The following is an 18,228-nucleotide window of genomic DNA, read 5'->3' as shown; positions in this document are numbered from 1 at the left end:
GGCGACCCCGTACCCGTACCCGTACCCCGGCCGCCACCCGTCGGCGGACGGGCGGATGGACCGCGACCGCGTGCCGTTGTGTACCGCGCCGTGCCATGGGCAGGATCGGCGTACCCGGGCAGGGCCGCCCCGGCGGGGCGGCGGTGGGGGCGGGAAGCGGTGCGGGGATCGCCTGCCCCGGCGACTGAGGAGCGGTATGGAGATCGGGGTCTTTCTCCCCATCGGCAACAACGGCTGGCTCATCTCGAAAAGCTCTCCGCAGTACATGCCGACGTTCGAACTGAACAAGGCCGTCGTGCGGAGTGCCGAGGAGTACGGACTGGACTTCGCGCTGTCGATGATCAAGCTCAGGGGTTTCGGTGGCGAGACGGAGTTCTGGGACCACTGTCTTGAGTCGTTCACCCTGACGGCGGCCCTGGCCGCCGTCACGGAACGGATCAGGCTGTACGCGTCCGCGCCGGTCCTCGCCCTGCCCCCGGCGATCGCCGCCCGGATGGCGGTGACCATCGACGCGATCGCCCCCGGCCGGGCCGGGGTCAACATCGTCACCGGCTGGTCGCCCGCCGAGTACGCGCAGATGGATCTCTGGCCCGGGGACGGGCACTTCGCCGATCGATACCGGCGCGCCGCCGAATACGTCACCGTGCTACGGCAGTTGTGGGGCGAGGGTACGAGTGACTTCCAGGGCGAGTTCTACCGGATGGACGACTGTGTGCTGTCGCCGCGCCCGGTGAACGGACACATCGACATCCTCGCCGCCGGACAGAGCGGTACGGGTATGAGGTTCGCCGCCGAGCACGCCGACGGGAACTTCATCCTGGGCAGTGGGGTCAACACTCCGCTCGCACTCTCCGACGCCACCGCCGCACTCACCGAACAAGTACGTACGACCGGCCGTGACGTCGGCGCACTCGCGCTGTTCATGGTCATCGCGGACGAGACGGACCACGCCGCGCGGGCGAAATGGAAGGACTACCACGACAACGCCGACCTCGCCGCGCTCGGTTATCTGACGGAACAGACCGCGACGGACAAGGACGCCGACGCGTCCTCGACCGCGAAGACCGTGGCGCTCCCCGAGGGCGCGGTGAACCTCAACATGGGAACGCTCGTCGGGTCCTTCGCGACCGTCGCGGGGATGCTCGACCGGATCAGCGGGATCGACGGCGTCACAGGCGTCATCCTGGTCTTCGACGACTTCCTCGAAGGCATGGAGAACTTCGGCACCCGTATCCAGCCGCTCATGAGATCCCGTACCTCCTGAGCACCGGGCCGTGCTCCCGGGACCGTGCTCCCTGGACCGGATTCCGGCAGACCTCTACCACCTTTTCCCATTGGTGCATCTTTGACCTGGTTCGCGGGAGAGTGGTTCGGCTTCCGGCCGTGGGGGAATAGCTAGGGGTGCGGTGAGGCCGGTGGGGCGGATGCGGCGGTAGCTCGCCGTGGCCGGCCGGACGCGGTGGGCCCGCACCGGCTCCGCACCGTACGGGAGCGAGGACGCCCCGCGGAGGCCGCCAGGAGGTCGTCAAGGATCTCGCCACCCGCCCGTTCAGCGGGAAGGACGGCAACCGCGAACAGGGGTGTGCGTCACACAGGCAGGGAGAGTGACAGCGCTATGACCGGTACGCAGTTCGGCATCTTCACCGTGGGTGACGTGACCCCCGACCCGACCACGGGCCGTACGCCGACCGAGGCGGAGCGCATCCGGGACACCGTGGCCATCGCGAGGAAGGTGGAGGAGGTCGGGCTGGACGTCTTCGCCACCGGCGAGCACCACAACCCGCCCTTCGTACCGTCCTCACCGACCACCCTGCTCGGCTATATCGCGGCGGTGACCGAGCGGATCATCCTGTCGACGTCCACCACGCTGATCACCACGAACGACCCGGTGAAGATAGCCGAGGACTTCAGCGTGCTCCAGCACCTGGCCGAGGGACGGACCGATGTGATGCTGGGGAGGGGGAACACCGGGCCGGTGTACCCCTGGTTCGGCCAGGACATCCGCCAGGCGCTCCCGCTGACCGTCGAGCACTACGGGCTGCTGCGCCGTCTGTGGCGTGAGGAGGTGGTCGACTGGGACGGCAAGCTGCGCACCCCGTTGCAGAGCTTCACCCTGGCCCCCCGTCCGCTGGACGGCATTCCGCCCTTCGTGTGGCACGGCTCCATCCGCAGCCCCGAGATCGCCGAACTGGCCGCCTACTACGGGGACGGGTACTTCGCCAACCACATCTTCTGGCCCGCCTCCCACACCCGCACGATGATCGAGCTCTACCGGCAGCGCTTCGAGCACCACGGGCACGGCACCCCGGAGGCGGCCATCGTCGGACTGGGCGGACATGTCTTCATCCGGCCCAACAGCCAGGACGCGGTACGGGAGTTCCGTCCCTACTTCGACAACGCGCCGGTGTACGGGCACGGGCCGTCGCTGGAGGAGTTCAGCTCGCTCACACCTCTGACGGTCGGCTCTCCCCAGCAGGTGATCGAGAAGACCCTCGGCTTCCGTGAGTACGCGGGGGACTACCAGCGCCAGCTCTTTCTCGTCGACCACGCCGGACTGCCGCTGAAGACGGTGCTGGAACAGCTCGATCTCCTGGGCGGCGAGGTCGTGCCGGTACTGCGCAAGGAGTTCGCCGTCGGCAGGTCCCCCGACGCCCCGGACGCCCCCACGCATCAGTCGCTGCTGCGGGCGCGGGACGCGGAAGCAGCGTCGCAGTCACCGCAGTCATCGCAGACCACGGGGAGTTGAGAGGAGCGTGAGGGGATGACCACCAAGATCGCGATCATCACCGCCGGGCTGCGGGATCCTTCCTCGACGCGTCTGCTGGCCGACCGGCTGGAGGCGTCCGTGCGCGCGGAACTCACCCGCGCGGGCGACACGGTGGAGTCCTCGTTCGTCGAACTGCGCCCACTGGGCCGCGCGATCATCGACGCGATGCTGAGCGGCTTCCCCACCGCGCCCTTGGAGGAGGCGTTCGGCACGGTCGCGGACGCCGACGGCGTCATCGCGGTCACCCCCGCGTTCAACGCGTCCTTCAGCGGGCTGTTCAAGTCGTTCTTCGACGTGCTGCCGGAGGACACGTTCGCGGACATGCCCGTGCTCATCGGGGCGTCCGGCGGCACGGAGCGGCACTCCCTGGTCCTGGAACACGCGCTGCGGCCGATGTTCTCCTATCTGCACGCCATCGTCTCGCCCCGGGGCGTCTACGCCGCCACCGACGACTTCGGCTCCCACGAGAGCGGCGCCGCCCTGGGCGAACGGGTCGACCGGGCGGCGGCCGACTACGCCCGCCTCGTCCAGGGCTGCGGGCCCCGCCGGAGGCAAGACCCCCTCACCGAGGACCTGGCCACCATGGAGCGCCTTCTCCAGCACGATCCACCATGACGCCGAACCGGCCGGGTGGGTGCCTCCTGACCGGGGCGATCCTCAAGGACGCCCCGCACCCCGACGCCGCGAAGCTCTATATGAGCTACCGCCTCTCGCGGCAGGCCCAGGAGGCGTCGGCGCAGTGGCCCGCGCGCCGCGATGTGCGGGTACCGGGCTGGAAGCCCATCGACCAGTACCCCAACACCGACCCGAGGGGCTTTCGGGACTTCATGCTCGACCGCGCCCGGGTGGAACGTCTGCGCGGGATCATGGAGGACTTCATCGGCCCCGTCCAGGGCGACAACCCGACGGGAGTCGACCGCGGCTGGCACTGAAGCTGCTGCCCCCGTGCCTGTGCCCGTGCCCGCGCCTTGCCTTGCCGTGCCTTGCAGGACGGCCGAAGCCGTGGCGGGCGCGCCCTCGCCCTGCCCGACGGCTCAGCGACGGCGTCCGGGGGCGAAGCCGTAGCGGGCGAGAGGGCCGAGGAGCTCACGTTCCTCGTAGGCGAAGTGGGACAGGACGGTATCGGTGAGCAGGTCGATCGCCTTGGTGACGGGGCCGTGGTCGCCGGGGTTGCGGGCGAGGTGGACCAGGGCCCGGTCCACGTCCGTGAGCAGGGAGTGGATGGTGCGGTGCTCCTCGTCCAGCCGGTCGAGGACCGGCTGGAGGTCGCGCCGGCTGCGCCGCAGATGGGGGAAGACGCCGCGGTCCTCCAGCCGGTGGTGCTCGGTCAGGGAACGGCAGGCGGCGCGGCATATCTCGCTGAAGCCGCCGTCGGCGGTGGCGAGGGCCAGGGCGTTGACCCGGCCGCGGGCCCGGTCGATGGTGGCGCCGCCCTTCCTGACCTGGCGCAGCAGGTCCCGTACCTGTGCGAGCTCCCGCCGGTAGTGATTGTGTACGTCGATCAGACGGCGGGCCTCGTCGTGGCCCTGGCGGGTGGTCCCGGTGTCCCGGGCGGGCTTCGGGGCGGTGGGGCGGGTGGACTCCTGGAGTGCGCGTTTCGTGCTGTGGCGCTGCTTCGGCGCGGGGGTCGGCGCCGGTCCCTGCGGCCGGCCGCCGCGCGTCGGCGCCTGCCCCCGCGCCCGGCCGCTTCCGGCGTACGGGTCGCGCCCGCGGCCGCCGGTCTTCCTTCTGCTCATCTGATTCCTCCGCTGGGGATGGGACGGGGGCGCGTCCTCGTGGCCGCGGGGGTGTCCGGCGCCCCACGGTGACGGGCCCGTCCCGCACTGCTCAGAGAGCCTGGGGGCGTCCGAGGAGCTGCTGGTTGAAGGGCTGGATGTCGTGGTCGATCATGCTGATGTCCAGTTCGATGTCGACACCCGCGCCGACGAAGATCCGGGCTCCGGGGAGCGGGGGCAGTCCCGAGACGCCGAAGTCGCGGCGGTCGACGGTGGCGCGGCCGGTGAAGCCGAGGCGGCGGCCCCCGGTGAAAGGGTAGACGTCCTGGCCGAGGAACTGTCCGGTGAGGGTCAGGGGGCGGGTGACGCCCGCGACGGTGAGGTCGCCGTCCATGGCCCAGCCGTCGCCGGTGCGGTGGACCCGGTGGCCGCGGAACCCGATCAGGGGGTGCCGGTCGGCGTCGAGGAACTCCGGCGAGCGCAGATGGTTGTCCCGGACGGGCACGCCGGTGTCGATGGTGGCGGTGGCGACCCTTACCTCGGCGGTCGTCGCCTCGACGGGGTCGGTGATGGTGAGGGTGCCTTCGGCGTCGGTGAAGCGGCCGTGGACGCGGACGAAGCCGAGATGGCGGGCGACGAAGCCGATGCTGGAGTGCAGGGGGTCGAGGTGCCAGGTGCCCGGGGGCGGGGTGCTGAGGGTCCGCTCCGCCGGAGCGGTGGCGGCGGGGGTGGCGTTCATGACTGCTGAGGTCCTCGCGGAGTGGCCGTACGGATACGGGGGGCGACGTGCTCGGCGAAGAGCGCGGCCTGTGTCTCGCTGTCGCCGTCGACGGGCCAGAAGAGGAAGGAGTCGAAGCCCAGCTCCTCGCGGTAGCGGAGGAGGGTGTCCACCCAGAAGCCGGGCGGGCCGACGACGCCCTTGCTGTCGGACACGGGTGCGCCCTCGGCGGTGATGGTGCCCATGACGTTGTAGATCCGCTGGACGGCCCCGGGGTCACGCCCGGCGGCGACGGCGGCCTCGTCGATCATCCGCTGCATGCCGGGGACGCGCTCCGGTGGCGCGTAGCCGTTGCTGGGGAGCCAGCCGTCGCCGAGACGGCCGGTGATCCGCAGCATCCTCGGCCCGTACGCGCCGACCATCAGCGGCACGGGCCGCTCAGGGAACGGCCCGGGGCGGGCGCCCTGGACGCGGTGGTGCTCGCCGTCGAAGCGGACGGACCGCTGGGCGGGGTCGCTCATGGCCCGCATGACGGTCAGGGCCTCCTCGAAGGCGCTGACGGCCTGGCCGGGGGTGTGCTGGGGACCGCCGTAGGCGGCGATGGCGGGGGCGGAGGCTCCCGCGCCGACGCCGAGGACGACCCGGCCGCCGCTGAGGTGGCCGAGCGTGTTGGCGGCCTTCATCAGCGGTGCCGGGAGCCGGAGGACGGTGTTGGCGACGTTCGGCAGCAGGGTCAGCCGGCTGGTCGCCCCGGCGAGGGTGGTGACCAGCGTCCAGGCGTCCAGGAACTCCGGATGGTAGAGGTGGTCCTGCACACCGGCGAAGTCCAGCCCGGAGTCGTCCGCGAGCCGGGCCAGACGCAGCGCCGCCGCCGAGCCCGCGGCGGACGGATCGATGTTGATACCGACGGAACCGGCGGGGATGCCCATGATCGCTCTCCTCTGGGAAATGGCACCGGTCCCATGGACCCGGCGTCGTAAAGTGTCTTCCGCTGCAACTATTGTCGGTGCAGATATATTTCCTGGGACGAGGGACCGGTGGAGGCCCGATGGAGCAGAAGGCGCTGGATGCCTGGACCGATCTCGTTCTCGCCTATGGGCGGATCACTCAGGCCATGGAGCGGGAGATGAACCGGAGCACCGGCCTCACGCTCTCCCAGTACGACGTACTGCTGCGGCTGGCCGAGGCCCCCGGCGGCCGGATGAGGATGAGTGATCTCGCCACGTCCGTCGTCTACAGCACCGGGGGGCTGACCCGCCTGCTGGCGCGGATGGACCGGGCCGGACTCGTCGAACGGGTGCCTTCCCCCGACGACCGGCGGGTGGTGCACGCGGTCCTCACCGAGCGGGGCCGGGAACGCCTCGCGGAGGCGTCCCGCGTCCACCTGGCCGGGATCGAGCACCATTTCGCCCGGCACCTCCTCCCGGCGGAGTCCGGGCCCGTGGCGGACTTCCTGCAACGGCTCCATGAGGCGGCGGACGAGGACGGCGCCGGGCGCGAGACGGTAGGGCGCGCGCGGGGTCGCGGTCCGCTCGCGGGTGGAGGCGGTGGGTGGACCGCGGGTGGCCGGAGGCGGCGGGCGGAGGGTGCGTAGGGTCGGGTGCCCTGCCGCACCGGCGACGGGCCGCTCCCTGGTGAGCCGCCGGGTCCCTGGTCCGCCGGCGGGCGCGGGGCCCGCATCCAGGCGACGCGCGAGGTCCAGGCCCGGCCGGCCCGGCCGGTACCCCGAGCCCGGCGCGGGCCGCGCTCCCGTCCGAAGCCGCTCGGCACGCCATGCGCGGGGCAACCGGATGGCCCCGGCACGTAGTTGATCTATAGTCGTCGGACGTCCGAGGACCCGGGTGCACAAGAGGGGTACGCATGACGGAAGTTCGCGCGGAACTGGTACGCCCCTTGGCCGAGGCGCTGCGGGAGCACGCCGCGCGCACGGGTGGGAGGACCGCCTTCCGTGACGGACGACGTTCGCTGACCTGGGCGCAGTTGGAGCTCCGGACGGCACGCCTCGCGGGGCATCTGGCCCGGCTGGGCGTACACCGCGGGGACCGGGTGCTGCTCTGTCTGCCCAGCCGGGTGGAAATGGTGGAGAGCTCGCTGGCGGCCCTGCGGGCCGCCGCCGTCGGAGTACCGCTGGACCCGGGAGCGTCCGACGACGAACTGGCCCATGTCCTCGCCGACAGCGGCGCGGTGGCGGTCGTCGCCGAGGCCCCGCTGCTCGAACGGCTGACGCGGATGGCGGCCGGGCGGCACCCGCTGCGGACGCGCGTCGTCGTCGGCCCGGTGGCACCGCCGTCCGGGGCATCCGACAGTGGTGCCGCCGGGGGACCCGACAGCGCCGTGCCGTACGAGGAACTCGCCGGGAGCGACGGGACCGACGCGCAGGACCCGCCGCGCGACGACCTCGGTCTGGACGAACCGGCGTGGATCCTCTACACCTCCGGCACCACCGGCGCGCGCAAGGGCGCGGTGACGAGTCAGCGGGCGGCGCTGTGGTCGACCGCCGCGGGCTACGCGCCGCTCCTCGGCATGTCCGACCGGGACCGGCTGCTGTGGCCGCTGCCGACGCACCACGCCTACGCGCATTCGCTGTGCGTCGTCGCGGTGGTCGCCACCGGCGCGAGCGCCCGCCTGCTGGACCGGGGCGTTGACATCGCCGAGACCCTGCGGAGCTGTCCGTCCGGCGAGCCCTTCACGATGCTGGCCGGGGTCCCGGCCACCTACCACCTGCTCGTGAGCGCGATACGACGCACCGGGCCCGTACCCGGCGGCCTCCGGGTGTGCGTCACCGCCGGAGCGCCCTGCCCCACGGAACTGCGCGCCTCGGTGGCGGAGTTGCTGGGCGCGCCCCTGCTGGACGGCTACGGCGCCACCGAGACCAGCGGCAAGATCGCGCTCGCCCGGCCCGGTGCACCCGGCCCGGACCGCGTGCCCCGGCCGCTGCCCGGCATCGACGTCCGGATCGCCCACCCGGTCTCCACGGACATCCTCGCGGACGGCGGCGAGGGTGAGCTCTGGGTGCGTGGTCCCGGCCTGATGACCGGCTACCACAACCGCCCCGACGACACGGCCCGGGTCCTGCGGGACGGCTGGTACCGCACGGGTGACCTCGGCCACCGCACACCGGAGGGCGGCCTGCGGGTCACCGGCCGGGTGGGTGACCTGATCATTCGCGGCGGCCAGAACATCAACCCGGTGGAGGTGGAGCAGGTACTGCTGTCCTGCCCCGGAGTCGCGGACGCGGCGGTCGTCGGCCGCCCCCACGACGTACTGGGGGAGGTCCCGGTGGCGTTCGTCGTCCTCGCGGCACAGGACCCCGACCTCGGCGGGCACGACGCCGACCCCGCTGGGCGGGACCCCGGCTTCGCCGGGCAGGACGCCGACCTCGCCCAGCAGGGCGTCGACCGCCCCGGGCAGGACAGCAGCTTCGCCGGGCAGGAGACCAGCCTCGCCGGGCAGGACCCCGATCCCGTCGCGCGGGACACCGTCCTCGCCGGGCTGCTGGCCGCGTGCCGCGAACGGCTGTCCGCGTTCAAGGTGCCGGACGAGATCCGGCCGAGCGACACCCTGCCCCGCACCTCCTCCGGCAAGATCCGGCGGACCGTGCTCGCCGCCCGGCTGACCGGGACTCTCGCGCGGGACGGTGCGAGGACCCGGGCCGGACTGCGCGCCAGGCTGCTCGCGTCCCCCGCCCCGGAGCGGCGCCGCGCGTTGCTGCGACTCGTCCTCGACGCCACGGCCGGGTCGGCCGAGGGCACCGGCACCGCCCCCGACCCCGGCCAGACCTTCGCCGACCTGGGACTCGGCTCCCTCCAGGGCGTGTTGCTGCGCGACCGGCTGAGGTCGGCCACCGGCCTCGACCTGCCCGCGACCCTGGTCTTCGACCGTCCGACACCCGACGCGGTGGCGGGCTTCCTGTACGACGCGCTGTTCGGTGCCCCGCCCCGGGCGGCACGTCCGGCCCGGTCCGGCACCCGCGGTGACACCCAGGCGGCCGACGAGCCGGTGGCCGTCGTCGCGATGGCCTGCCGCTTCCCGGGCCCCGTGGACGACGTCCGCACCCCGGAGGAGCTGTGGCGGCTGCTCGCCGACGGAGCGGACGCCACCTCCGCGTTCCCCGCCGACCGGGGCTGGGACCTGGCCGCCCTCCACGACCCCGACCCCGACAAGCCGGGCACCTCCGTCACCCGGCGCGGCGGGTTCCTGCGCCGGGCCGCCGACTTCGACGCCGCCTTCTTCGGTATGTCCCCCAGGGAGGCGCTGGCCACCGACCCCCAGCAGCGGCTGCTGCTGGAGACCGCCTGGGAGGTCGTGGAGCGCGCGGGCCTCGCCCCCACCACCCTGCGCGGCAGCGACACCGGCGTCTTCGTCGGGGTGATGCACGGCGACTACGGCGGCCGTCTGCTGCACCGAGGGGGCCACCCGCAGGAGGCCCATCTCGCGCTCGGCTCCGCCGGCAGCGTGGCCTCCGGGCGCATCGCCTACACCCTCGGTCTGGAGGGGCCCGCGGTCACCGTCGACACGGCCTGCTCCTCGTCGCTGGTGGCCATGGACTGGGCGGCGCGGGCGCTGCGCTCGGGGGACTGCTCCCTCGCCGTGGCCGGCGGCGCCACCGTCATGGCCGGTCCGGTGCCGTTCACCGCGTTCAGCAGGCTGCGCGCGCTCTCCCCGGACGGCCGCTGCAAGCCGTTCTCCGCCGCGGCCGACGGAACCGCCTGGGGCGAGGGTGTCGGACTGGTCCTGCTGGAACGGCTCGCCGACGCACGGCGCAACAACCATCCGGTGCTCGCCGTGCTCCGCGGCTCCGCCGTCAACTCGGACGGCGCGTCCAACGGCCTGACCGCGCCCAGCGGACCCGCCCAGGAGCGGCTGATCGGCCAGGCCCTCGCCGCCGCCGGACTCACCCCGGCGGACATCGACGCCGTCGAGGCGCACGGCACCGGAACCCCGCTCGGCGATCCCGTGGAGGCCCGCGCGCTCCTCGCCGCCTACGGACGCGACCGCCCGGCCGACCGGCCCCTGTGGCTCGGATCGCTCAAGTCGAACCTCGGGCACACCCAGGCCGCGGCCGGTGTCGCCGGGGTCATCAAGACCGTGCTGGCGATGCGGCACGGAGTGCTGCCGCGCACGCTGCACCTCGACGAGCCCTCCCACGGCGTCGACTGGTCCTCGGGCGCGGTGAAGCCCCTCACCCGGGAACAGCCGTGGCGGCCCGTCCCCGGTCGGCCCCGCCGCGGCGCCGTGTCGGCCTTCGGCATCGGCGGCACCAACGCCCATGTGATCCTTGAGGAGTTCGCCGCCGAGCGGGACGCGGGAGAACCCGACGGCACCCCGGACTCGCCGCACCCGTCACCCCCGTGGCAGCCGCCGTACCCGTCGCTCCTGCTGTCCGGCGCCGACGCGGGCGCGCTGCGGGCCCAGGCGCGGCGTACGGCCGCGTTCCTCCGGGAGCGGCCCGAACAGCCCCTGCGGGACGTGGTGTTCTCCGCCGCGACCTCACGCGCCGCGCTCCGCTGTCGGGCCGCGGTGGCCGCGGACGACCGCGCCGGCCTGCTCGACGGACTGGACCGGCTCGCCGCCCGGACGACGGACCCGGTACCGGTCCGCTCCCGCCCACGGCTGGCCCTGCTCTTCACCGGGCAGGGCGCCGCACGGCCGGGCCTCGGCCGGGAACTCCACACCGCCTACCCGGTCTTCGCCGACTCCTTCGACGCGCTGTGCGACCGCTTCGACGCCGTCATGACGGGGGACCGGCCGCTGCGCGAGAGCCTGTGGCCCGGACCCGGCGACGCCACCGACGCCCTCGACCGGACCGATGTCGCCCAAGCCGGGCTGTTCACGTTCGAGGTCGCGCTGTTCAGGCTGCTCACCTCCTGGGGCGTGCGGCCCGACCTGCTGGCCGGACACTCCGTCGGTGAGCTGGCCGCGGCGCACGCCGCCGGAATCCTCACCGAGGACGACGCCGTCGAACTGGTCGCCGCGCGAGCCCGGTTGATGCGCAGCCTTCCGGCGGGTGGCGCCATGGTCGTCCTGGAGGCCACGGAGGAGGAGGCGACGGCGGAACTCGCGAGGACCCCGGCCGCCGCCGGGCCGGTGGCGATCGCCGCGGTGAACAGCCCCCGGTCGGTGGTCGTCTCCGGGCAGGAGCGGGCGGTGGCAGCGGTGGCGGCGCGCTTCGAGGCCCGCGGACGCCGTACCGACCGGCTGCGGACCAGTCACGCGTTCCACTCCCCGCTGGTCGAACCGGTGCTGGCGGAATTCGCCCGGGCCGTGTCGCGTGCCACCTTCCATGAGCCCCGGATCCCGGTCGTCCCGACCCTCACCGGACGCCCGGCCACCGGCGACGACCTGCGGTCACCGGACTACTGGGTCCGCCACGCCCGTGGCACCGTGCGCTTCGCCGAAGCCGTACGCCACCTCGCGGACGAGGCGGGGGTGACCGCCTTCGCCGAGGTCGGCCCCGGCACCCAGCTCACCTCGGCCGCGCTGAGCACCGTCGGGGAACCGGGGGACCGGGTGTTCACCGCCACGACCAGGACCGGCCCCCCGGAGCCCGGCACGCTTCTGGCGGCGCTCGCCCGGCTGCATGTGCACGGCCTCCCGGTCGACTGGGAGGCCGTCCGGCAGGCGTCCCCGGGCCCGCCCGCCCGGCGGATCGCCCTGCCCACCTACCCCTTCCAGCGCGAACGCCACTGGCTGGCCGAGCCCGCCCCCACCGCTACGGGAACCGTCGACACGGCCGCGCCCCCGCACACCACGGGCCACCCGGTGCTCTCCGCGACGACGAGCCTGCCGGACACGGATCGCCTGCTGAGCACCGGACACCTCTCGGAGGCCGGACAGCCCTGGCTGCGGGACCACGTCGTGCACGGCCGGGTACTGGTCCCCGCCACCGTTCTCGCCGACCTGGCGCTCCACACCGGCGCCGCCTGTGATCTGGCGGAACTTGAGGAGCTGACGCTGCTGCTCCCGCTGTACCTGCCCGCTTCCGGCGGGCGCGTCGAGACGCGGGTGACGCTCGGCGCACCGGACCCGTCCGGCCGCCGGACCGTCGACCTGCACGCGCGCCCCGCGGACGGCGACCCCCTCGGGGCATGGACCCACCACGCCACCGGCCGTCTCGGGCCGCGGGCCGACCCGCCCGCCCCGGCGCAAGCCGACGAGGCGTCCTGGCCACCCCCGGACGCGGTGCCCGTCGACCTCACCGGAGCCTACGAGCGTCTGGCGGCGGAGGGTCACGCGTACGGTCCCGCGTTCCGCTGCGTACGGGCGATGTGGCGCCAGGGCGACGACCTGCTGGCCGACGTACGGCTTCCGGACGAGGCCGTGGCCGAGGCGCAGAGGTACGGCCTTCATCCCGCGCTGTTCGACGCGGCCCTCCACGCGTCGCTGCTGCTCCCCGTGAGCCCGGGACGGCCCGCCGGGACCGGTCGGCTGCCGTTCGCCTGGCGGGGTGTCAGCGGTCACGCCACCGGGGCCACCGCCCTGCGGGTCCGGCTGCGCCCCACCGGTGACCACACCGTCGCGGCGGACCTCACCGACCCGGCGGGGCGGCCGGTGCTGCGGGTGACGGAACTGACCACCCGCCCGGTACCCCCCGACGGCGGCACCCCCCGCCCGGTACCCGCCCCCGACGGCGGCACCCCCCGCCCCGAACCGCTGTACCGGCCGCACTGGACGCCCGCCGAACCGGCCCGCTCGGCCCCGCCCGTCTGGGAGGTGGGCGCGCCGGACGACCTCGGGCTGGCCGCGACGCTGTCCGGCGCTGGGCGTCCCGCGTCGGTCGGGGGCAGGACCCCGTACGACGGTGTGTCCGTTCCGGGCGAGCCGGAGCCTTGGTCGCCCGCCGCCGGTTCTTGGACGGCACCGTCCGCCCCTGCCCTCGTCGTCGTCTCCCTGGCCCCGCTCGGCCCGGCAGTCTCGTCAGGCGTGCCCGGTCAGTCGGACCGGGCAGACGCGCCCGACCTGCCCCGTCGACTCGGCCAGTCCGGTCCGTCAACCCCGTCCAGCCCAGCGCTGAACGGCCCGTCAGGCCCGCCGGGACTGCCCGGTCCGTCAGCTCCGCCCGGTCCGTCTGCTCCGTCTGCTCCGTCCAGTCCGTCTGCTCCGTCCGGTCCGTCCGGTCCGGCAGATCCGGCAGACTCGCCCGGTCAGGCTGGTCCGGCCGATCCGTTAGGCCCGCCCCGGGGACCGGTCGCCGCCACGCACGGGCTGGTGGCGCGGGCCCTGGAGCTGCTGCGGGACCGGCTGTCCGCGTCGGCCCCGGGAACACGCCTGGTCCTGGTGACCCGGGGTGCCACCGGCGCGGACCCCGACCTGGCCGCCGCCGCGGTCTGGGGGCTGGCGCGCAGCGCCCAGTCCGAGTACCCCGGCCGTCTCACCCTCGTCGACCTCGACGGCCACCCGGATTCGGTGCACCGGCTGCCGGCCGCCCTGGCGACCGGCGAACCCCAGCTCGCCGTGCGCGCGGGCCGGGTGCATGTGCCGCGGCTGATCCGCCCGGCGGCCGTCGAGCCCGCTCGGGCGGCCGGTTTCGACGCGGACGGTACGGTGCTGGTCACCGGTGGGACGGGGGCGCTCGGCGCCCTGCTGGCCGGTCATCTGGCGGAGCGTCACGGGGTACGCCGACTGGTGCTCACCAGCCGCGGCGGCCCGGACGCGCCCGGCGCGCGGCTGCTGCGGGAGCGGATCGAGCGGACCGGCTGCCGGGTCGACATCGTCGCCTGCGACGCCGCCGACCGCTCCGCGCTGGCCGGGGTGATCGCCGGATGCTCCGCCGACCTGACCGCCGTGGTGCACGCGGCGGGGACACTCGACGACGGGGTGCTGGAGGGCCAGACACCCGAGCGGATCGCCGCCGTGCTGCGGCCGAAGGTGGACGCGGCCTGGCATCTGCACGAGCTGACGGAGGATCTGCCCCTGTCACGGTTCGTGCTCTTCTCCTCGGCGGCGGGCCTGCTCGGGAACCCCGGCCAGGCGGGGTACGCCGCCGCGAACGCCTTCCTCGACGCCCTCGCGCTGCACCGGACGGCCCGGGGGCTGCCCGCGCTCTCGCTGGTGTGGGGACCATGGGCGGGCGGCGAGGGGATGGCCGCCCGCACCGGCCGGACGGATGACGGCGTGCTCCGGGCCGTCACCGCGGCCGAGGGCCTGGCGCTGTTCGACGCCGCCCTGGCAGTTGGCGGGCCCGTTCTCGCGCCGCTCCCGCTGGTCCCCCGGGCCCGACGGCCCCTCCCGCTGCTGTTGCGGGACCTGCTGCCCGGTCCGTCCGGCCTTCCGCCGACCACCGCCGTGGAGCCTGGTGAAGGCCGAGCATCCGGTGAGGGCGGGGGAGGGCCGGTCCCGTCCGGCGCCGACCGGATGCCGGACGGGACACCGGGCGCATGGCATGAAACGCCGGGCACGTGGCAAGAACGGCTGACACGGTTGCCCGTCGCCGACCGCGCCCCCGCTCTGCTCGACCTGGTCCGTGAGACGGTCGCCGACGTGCTCGGGCACACCGGCGCGGCCGCCGTACCAGCCGACCGCGACCTCACCGAACTCGGCCTCGACTCGCTGGCCGCCGTCCAACTGCGCAACCGGATGGGCCTGTTCACCGGTCTGGAGCTACCGGTCACCCTCCTCTTCGAGGTCCCCACCTGCGAGCAGCTGACGGAGCATCTACTGACCCGGCTGTCCGAGGCAGCACCCGAGGCAGCACCCGAGGCAGCACCCGGGGCAGCGCCTACGGCAGCACCCGGGGCAGCGCGTACGGCAGGGCCCGAAGCAGCGCCTACGCGTGCGCCGCACCGGGAGAAGGCCGCCGCCGGGCCGGGGGGTACCGCCGGGCCGACGGGTACCGCGAAGTCCCGGTCCCGCCAGACCCTCGCCTCCCTCTACCGCCGGGTGTGCGCGACGGGTGACGTCGTCTCGGCGATGCATCTGCTCGTGACGGCGTCGCTGGCGGTCCCCGGCTTCGGCCTCGAGGAATCCGCCGCGCATGCCCTGGACCCGATCCAATTGGCCGAGGGGCAGGCCGACCGGCCGCCGCTGGTGTGCTTCCCCGGCTTCTCGCCGGCCCTCGGCAGGCCCTGGTACGCCACCCTGGCCCGCCACTTCGAGGACGAGCGGGACGTACTGGAGATGCGGCACCCGGCGGTCGCCTCGGGCGACGCGCCGGCGCGCGACTGGGCGACGCTGGTGGACCTGCACGCGGCCACCCTGCGCGAACGGCTGGGCGGGCGCCGCCCCGTCCTGGTGGGGTGGTCGATGGGCGGCTGCCCGGCCCACGCGGTAGCCGCGCGGCTCGCGGCCACCGGCACACCGCCCGCCGGACTGGTTCTCCTGGACACCTACCACGTGACCCCCGAACGCGAGGCCGAGCCCTGGCTGCTCGCCATGCCCGCCCGCGCGGCCCTGGCCATGGGACCGGAGTTCGAGACAGCGGTGGACGACATGGCACTGGTCGCGTTCGGCGCCTACACGCGGATGCTCCGGGGATGGCGTCCCGAACCGCCGGGCGTGCCCGTCCTACTGGTCCGCGCCGCCGACCGGCCACCCGAGGCGGACACCCCCGGCGGCACCTCCGCCGACCGTGCGGGCCAGGCGGCCTGGCCCGGCCCGTGCGACACCTCGGAGGTCCCGGGCGACCACTTCACGATCGTGGAGGAACACGCCGCCACCACGGCCCAGGCGGTCCGCACCTGGACCGACGGCCTGACAGCCCCCACCGCCCCCTCAGCCCCCACCGGCTGAACCACGACCCCTGGCAAACCCGACTCCCCGACAACCCGGCCCCGCGCCCCCGACCAACCGACCACCGGGTCACCCGCCCTCCCCGCCCACCCGGTTCACCCGGTCACCCCCACGGTGCGCGTTGTCCCGCTCACGCGGCGGGCTTGCCGGGCTGGTCGTGGGTCGCGCAGTGGATTCCGCCGCCGCCCGAGGCGACCGTGTCGATCCCGACCGGCACGATGTCCCGCTCGGGGAAGTGCTCCTGGAGGATGCCGCGGGCGCGGTCGTCGGCCTTGCGGTCACCGAACCTCGGCATGAGGACGGCGTCGTTGGCGAGGTAGAAGTTGGCGTACGTCGCGAGGAAGTCGTCGCCCTCGCCGGTGATCCTGTTCAGGTCGGGCTGGGGCAGGTCGATGACCTCGAAGCGCTGGCCACGGGCGTCGGCCGCCTTCGACAGGACGGACTTCGCCTGGTCGGCGGAGCGCGACCAGGAGTCCCGCGGAGTGCTCGGATGCGCCCGGTCCAGCAGGACCACACCGGGTGCGGTGAAGCGCACGAGGCTGTCCACATGCGCGTCGGTGATGTCCTGCCCGCGCACGCCCGCCAGCCAGACCACCTTCGTGACGCCCAGGACCTCCTTGAGCTCCGCCTCGATCGTCTCCCGGCTCTTGCCTCTGTTCCGGTTGTCGTTGACGATCGAGCTCTCGGTGATCAACAAGGTGCCCTCCCCGTCGGTCTCGAAGGAGCCGCCCTCCGAGACGAACGGCGCCTGGACCCGCGGAATCCGGTACTTCCGCAGCAGGGCGCGGCCGACCAGCGCGTCGTTCGGGTGTTCCTGCTTGTCGCCCCAGCCGTTGAAGTTGAGGTCGACGCCGACGATCTCGCCGTCCTCCTCGACGAAGACGGGCACGGTGTCGCGCGCCCAGAGGTCGTCGACGGCCAGCGGGACGACCTCGACCTGTGCGCCGCAGGCCCGCTGCGCGGCCTTCACCTGGGCGGGCCGGGCCATCATGACGACCGCCTCGTACTCGCCGACAGCCCGGGCGATCCGGGCGATGTCCTCGCGCACATAAGGCAGGTCCTCCTCCCAGACCGAGGAGAGGGCCGGCCACGACATGAACGTGCGGGTGTGGCTCTCCCACTCGGCGCCGAGGCGGCGTTCCCGGCCCGGCGAAGCCTGCCGCGGGGAGTCGGCGGGAGCGCTGGACCGGACGGGCGCCCCGGCAGGGCCGCAGGCCGCGGCGCCGAAGACGAAGGTGCCGAGCCCGGCGAGCGCGCGGAGGGTGGTCCGGCGGGTGGTGGAAGGGTTCGGCATGGGACTCCGATCGTGGGACCGGCCGGAACGCGCGCGTTCCGGCCCTGGCGAGCGCGGGAGGCGCGGCATCGGCCCTGGGACAAGGGTGCGCGCTCGACCCGGTGAACGGCCGGACCACGGATGAGTGGTACGGCCACGTGTCGCCACTGTGACACTGACTGAAAATTCAGTCAAACCCTGCCCGGGCGGCGGACCGCGCGAGCCCGGCGCCGGTTCAGCCCCTCCCGAGCCCGGCCGGTCGCCCGTCGCCGTGTCCGTACATCCGGCGGCGGACGGTGCGTATCCGCCCCGTCACCGGTCCGTACACCCGGCGGCGGATGGTGCACATCCGCCCCGCCATCGGTCCGCACACCCGGCGACAGGCCGCACGCATCCGCCCCGGAACGCCCCGGTAAACTGCGGATCATGGCGGCTCGCAGCACTCAGATCCTCGAAGCGGCCGCCCGGGTGATCGCCCGGCGCGGGGTCCGAGGGCTGCGTGTGGACGAACTCGCGGCCGAGGCCGGAGTCTCCACCGCCCTGATCTACTACCACTTCAAGGACCGTACGGGGGTCCTGCGCCAGACCCTCGAATTCATCAGCGACCGCGCCGCGCGCTACACCACCGACCGCGATCCGGACGATCCGCCGCTCACCCCCCACCAGGAGCTGGAGAACGCTCTCCTGCGCGAACTCCAGGACACCGCGGAGGTACGGGAGAACAGCTCGGCCTGGGGCGAGCTGCGGGCGAGCGCCGTCTTCGACGAGGTGCTGCGCGACGATCTCGCCAGGGCCACCCTGGTCTGGGTGCGGGAGGTCGCCGCGCTGCTGGGTGACGCCCGGCCCACGGCGTCGGCCTCGTCGCTCGCCGCCGCCGCCGAACGGCTCACCGCCCTGCTGGAAGGGCTCAGCATGCGATGGCTCAGCGGTGGCATCACGATCCCGCACGCGCGGGAACTGCTGCGCGGCGCCATCGGCGCCGAACTCGCCGGGCTCGGCCAGGGCTGACCGGCGCGGGCGCCCGGCA

The 18,228-nt window shown here is 74.0% G+C and carries 11 protein-coding genes; 7 read left to right on the top strand and 4 right to left on the bottom strand.

Features of this window, described 5'->3' with window-relative positions; translation table 11 throughout:
* Positions 1-196 precede the first annotated feature (196 nt).
* The 4 genes from rutA (at position 197) to OG711_RS04400 (ending at position 3,699) form a co-directional block, all read left to right on the top strand.
* Positions 197-1,264 carry a pyrimidine utilization protein A gene (gene rutA / locus OG711_RS04415; RefSeq protein WP_266505586.1) on the top strand — a complete coding sequence of 356 codons (1,068 nt, stop codon included), beginning with the start codon at positions 197-199 and terminating at the stop codon, positions 1,262-1,264.
* A 351-nt stretch (positions 1,265-1,615) separates the two neighbouring features.
* Positions 1,616-2,746 (top strand): LLM class flavin-dependent oxidoreductase, encoded by a 1,131-nt coding sequence (locus OG711_RS04410; protein ID WP_329558448.1) that lies wholly within the window; start codon positions 1,616-1,618, stop codon positions 2,744-2,746.
* Between the two features lie 15 nt (positions 2,747-2,761).
* The gene (locus OG711_RS04405; protein ID WP_073786621.1) at positions 2,762-3,382 is read left to right on the top strand and encodes an FMN reductase; all 621 of its coding nucleotides are present in this window, start codon (positions 2,762-2,764) and stop codon (positions 3,380-3,382) included.
* On the top strand, positions 3,379-3,699 hold the full coding sequence (locus OG711_RS04400) for a hypothetical protein (RefSeq protein ID WP_329558447.1): 321 nt from the start codon (positions 3,379-3,381) through the stop codon (positions 3,697-3,699). The genes OG711_RS04405 and OG711_RS04400 overlap by 4 nt, the downstream gene beginning before the upstream one ends.
* A 102-nt stretch (positions 3,700-3,801) precedes the next feature.
* On the opposite strand, the gene OG711_RS04395 is transcribed toward OG711_RS04400, so the two are convergent.
* From OG711_RS04395 to OG711_RS04385, 3 genes are all read right to left on the bottom strand, one after another.
* Positions 3,802-4,503 (bottom strand): hemerythrin domain-containing protein, encoded by a 702-nt coding sequence (locus OG711_RS04395; RefSeq protein WP_073786617.1) that lies wholly within the window; start codon positions 4,501-4,503, stop codon positions 3,802-3,804.
* A 91-nt stretch (positions 4,504-4,594) separates the two neighbouring features.
* On the bottom strand, positions 4,595-5,221 hold the full coding sequence (locus OG711_RS04390; protein WP_073786615.1) for a YceI family protein: 627 nt from the start codon (positions 5,219-5,221) through the stop codon (positions 4,595-4,597).
* The gene (locus OG711_RS04385; RefSeq protein WP_329558446.1) at positions 5,218-6,129 is read right to left on the bottom strand and encodes an LLM class flavin-dependent oxidoreductase; all 912 of its coding nucleotides are present in this window, start codon (positions 6,127-6,129) and stop codon (positions 5,218-5,220) included. The genes OG711_RS04390 and OG711_RS04385 overlap by 4 nt, the downstream gene beginning before the upstream one ends.
* A gap of 119 nt (positions 6,130-6,248) precedes the next feature.
* On the opposite strand from OG711_RS04385, the gene OG711_RS04380 reads away from it, so the two are divergent.
* Together OG711_RS04380 and OG711_RS04375 are read left to right on the top strand one after the other, a co-directional pair.
* Positions 6,249-6,794 (top strand): MarR family winged helix-turn-helix transcriptional regulator, encoded by a 546-nt coding sequence (locus OG711_RS04380; RefSeq protein WP_329558445.1) that lies wholly within the window; start codon positions 6,249-6,251, stop codon positions 6,792-6,794.
* A gap of 266 nt (positions 6,795-7,060) precedes the next feature.
* Positions 7,061-15,928: a type I polyketide synthase gene (locus tag OG711_RS04375; protein ID WP_329558444.1), complete on the top strand. Its 8,868-nt coding sequence runs from the start codon at positions 7,061-7,063 to the stop codon at positions 15,926-15,928.
* A gap of 130 nt (positions 15,929-16,058) precedes the next feature.
* Here the strand turns inward: OG711_RS04375 and OG711_RS04370 are convergent, their stop codons facing one another.
* Positions 16,059-17,222, bottom strand: coding sequence for an agmatine deiminase family protein (locus OG711_RS04370; protein WP_329558443.1), 1,164 nt, complete (start codon positions 17,220-17,222; stop codon positions 16,059-16,061).
* A gap of 405 nt (positions 17,223-17,627) precedes the next feature.
* Here OG711_RS04370 and OG711_RS04365 point away from each other — a divergent pair, with 405 nt between their 5' ends.
* A complete protein-coding gene (locus OG711_RS04365; protein ID WP_266505561.1) occupies positions 17,628-18,209 on the top strand; it encodes a TetR/AcrR family transcriptional regulator in 582 nt (193 codons plus the stop codon).
* Positions 18,210-18,228 lie beyond the last annotated feature (19 nt).

The sequence above is a fragment of the Streptomyces uncialis genome (genome assembly GCF_036250755.1).
Lineage (GTDB): Bacteria > Actinomycetota > Actinomycetes > Streptomycetales > Streptomycetaceae > Streptomyces > Streptomyces uncialis.
The sequence above is the reverse complement of the archived record's forward strand: the minus strand, read 5'-3'. Positions and strand labels throughout refer to the sequence as shown.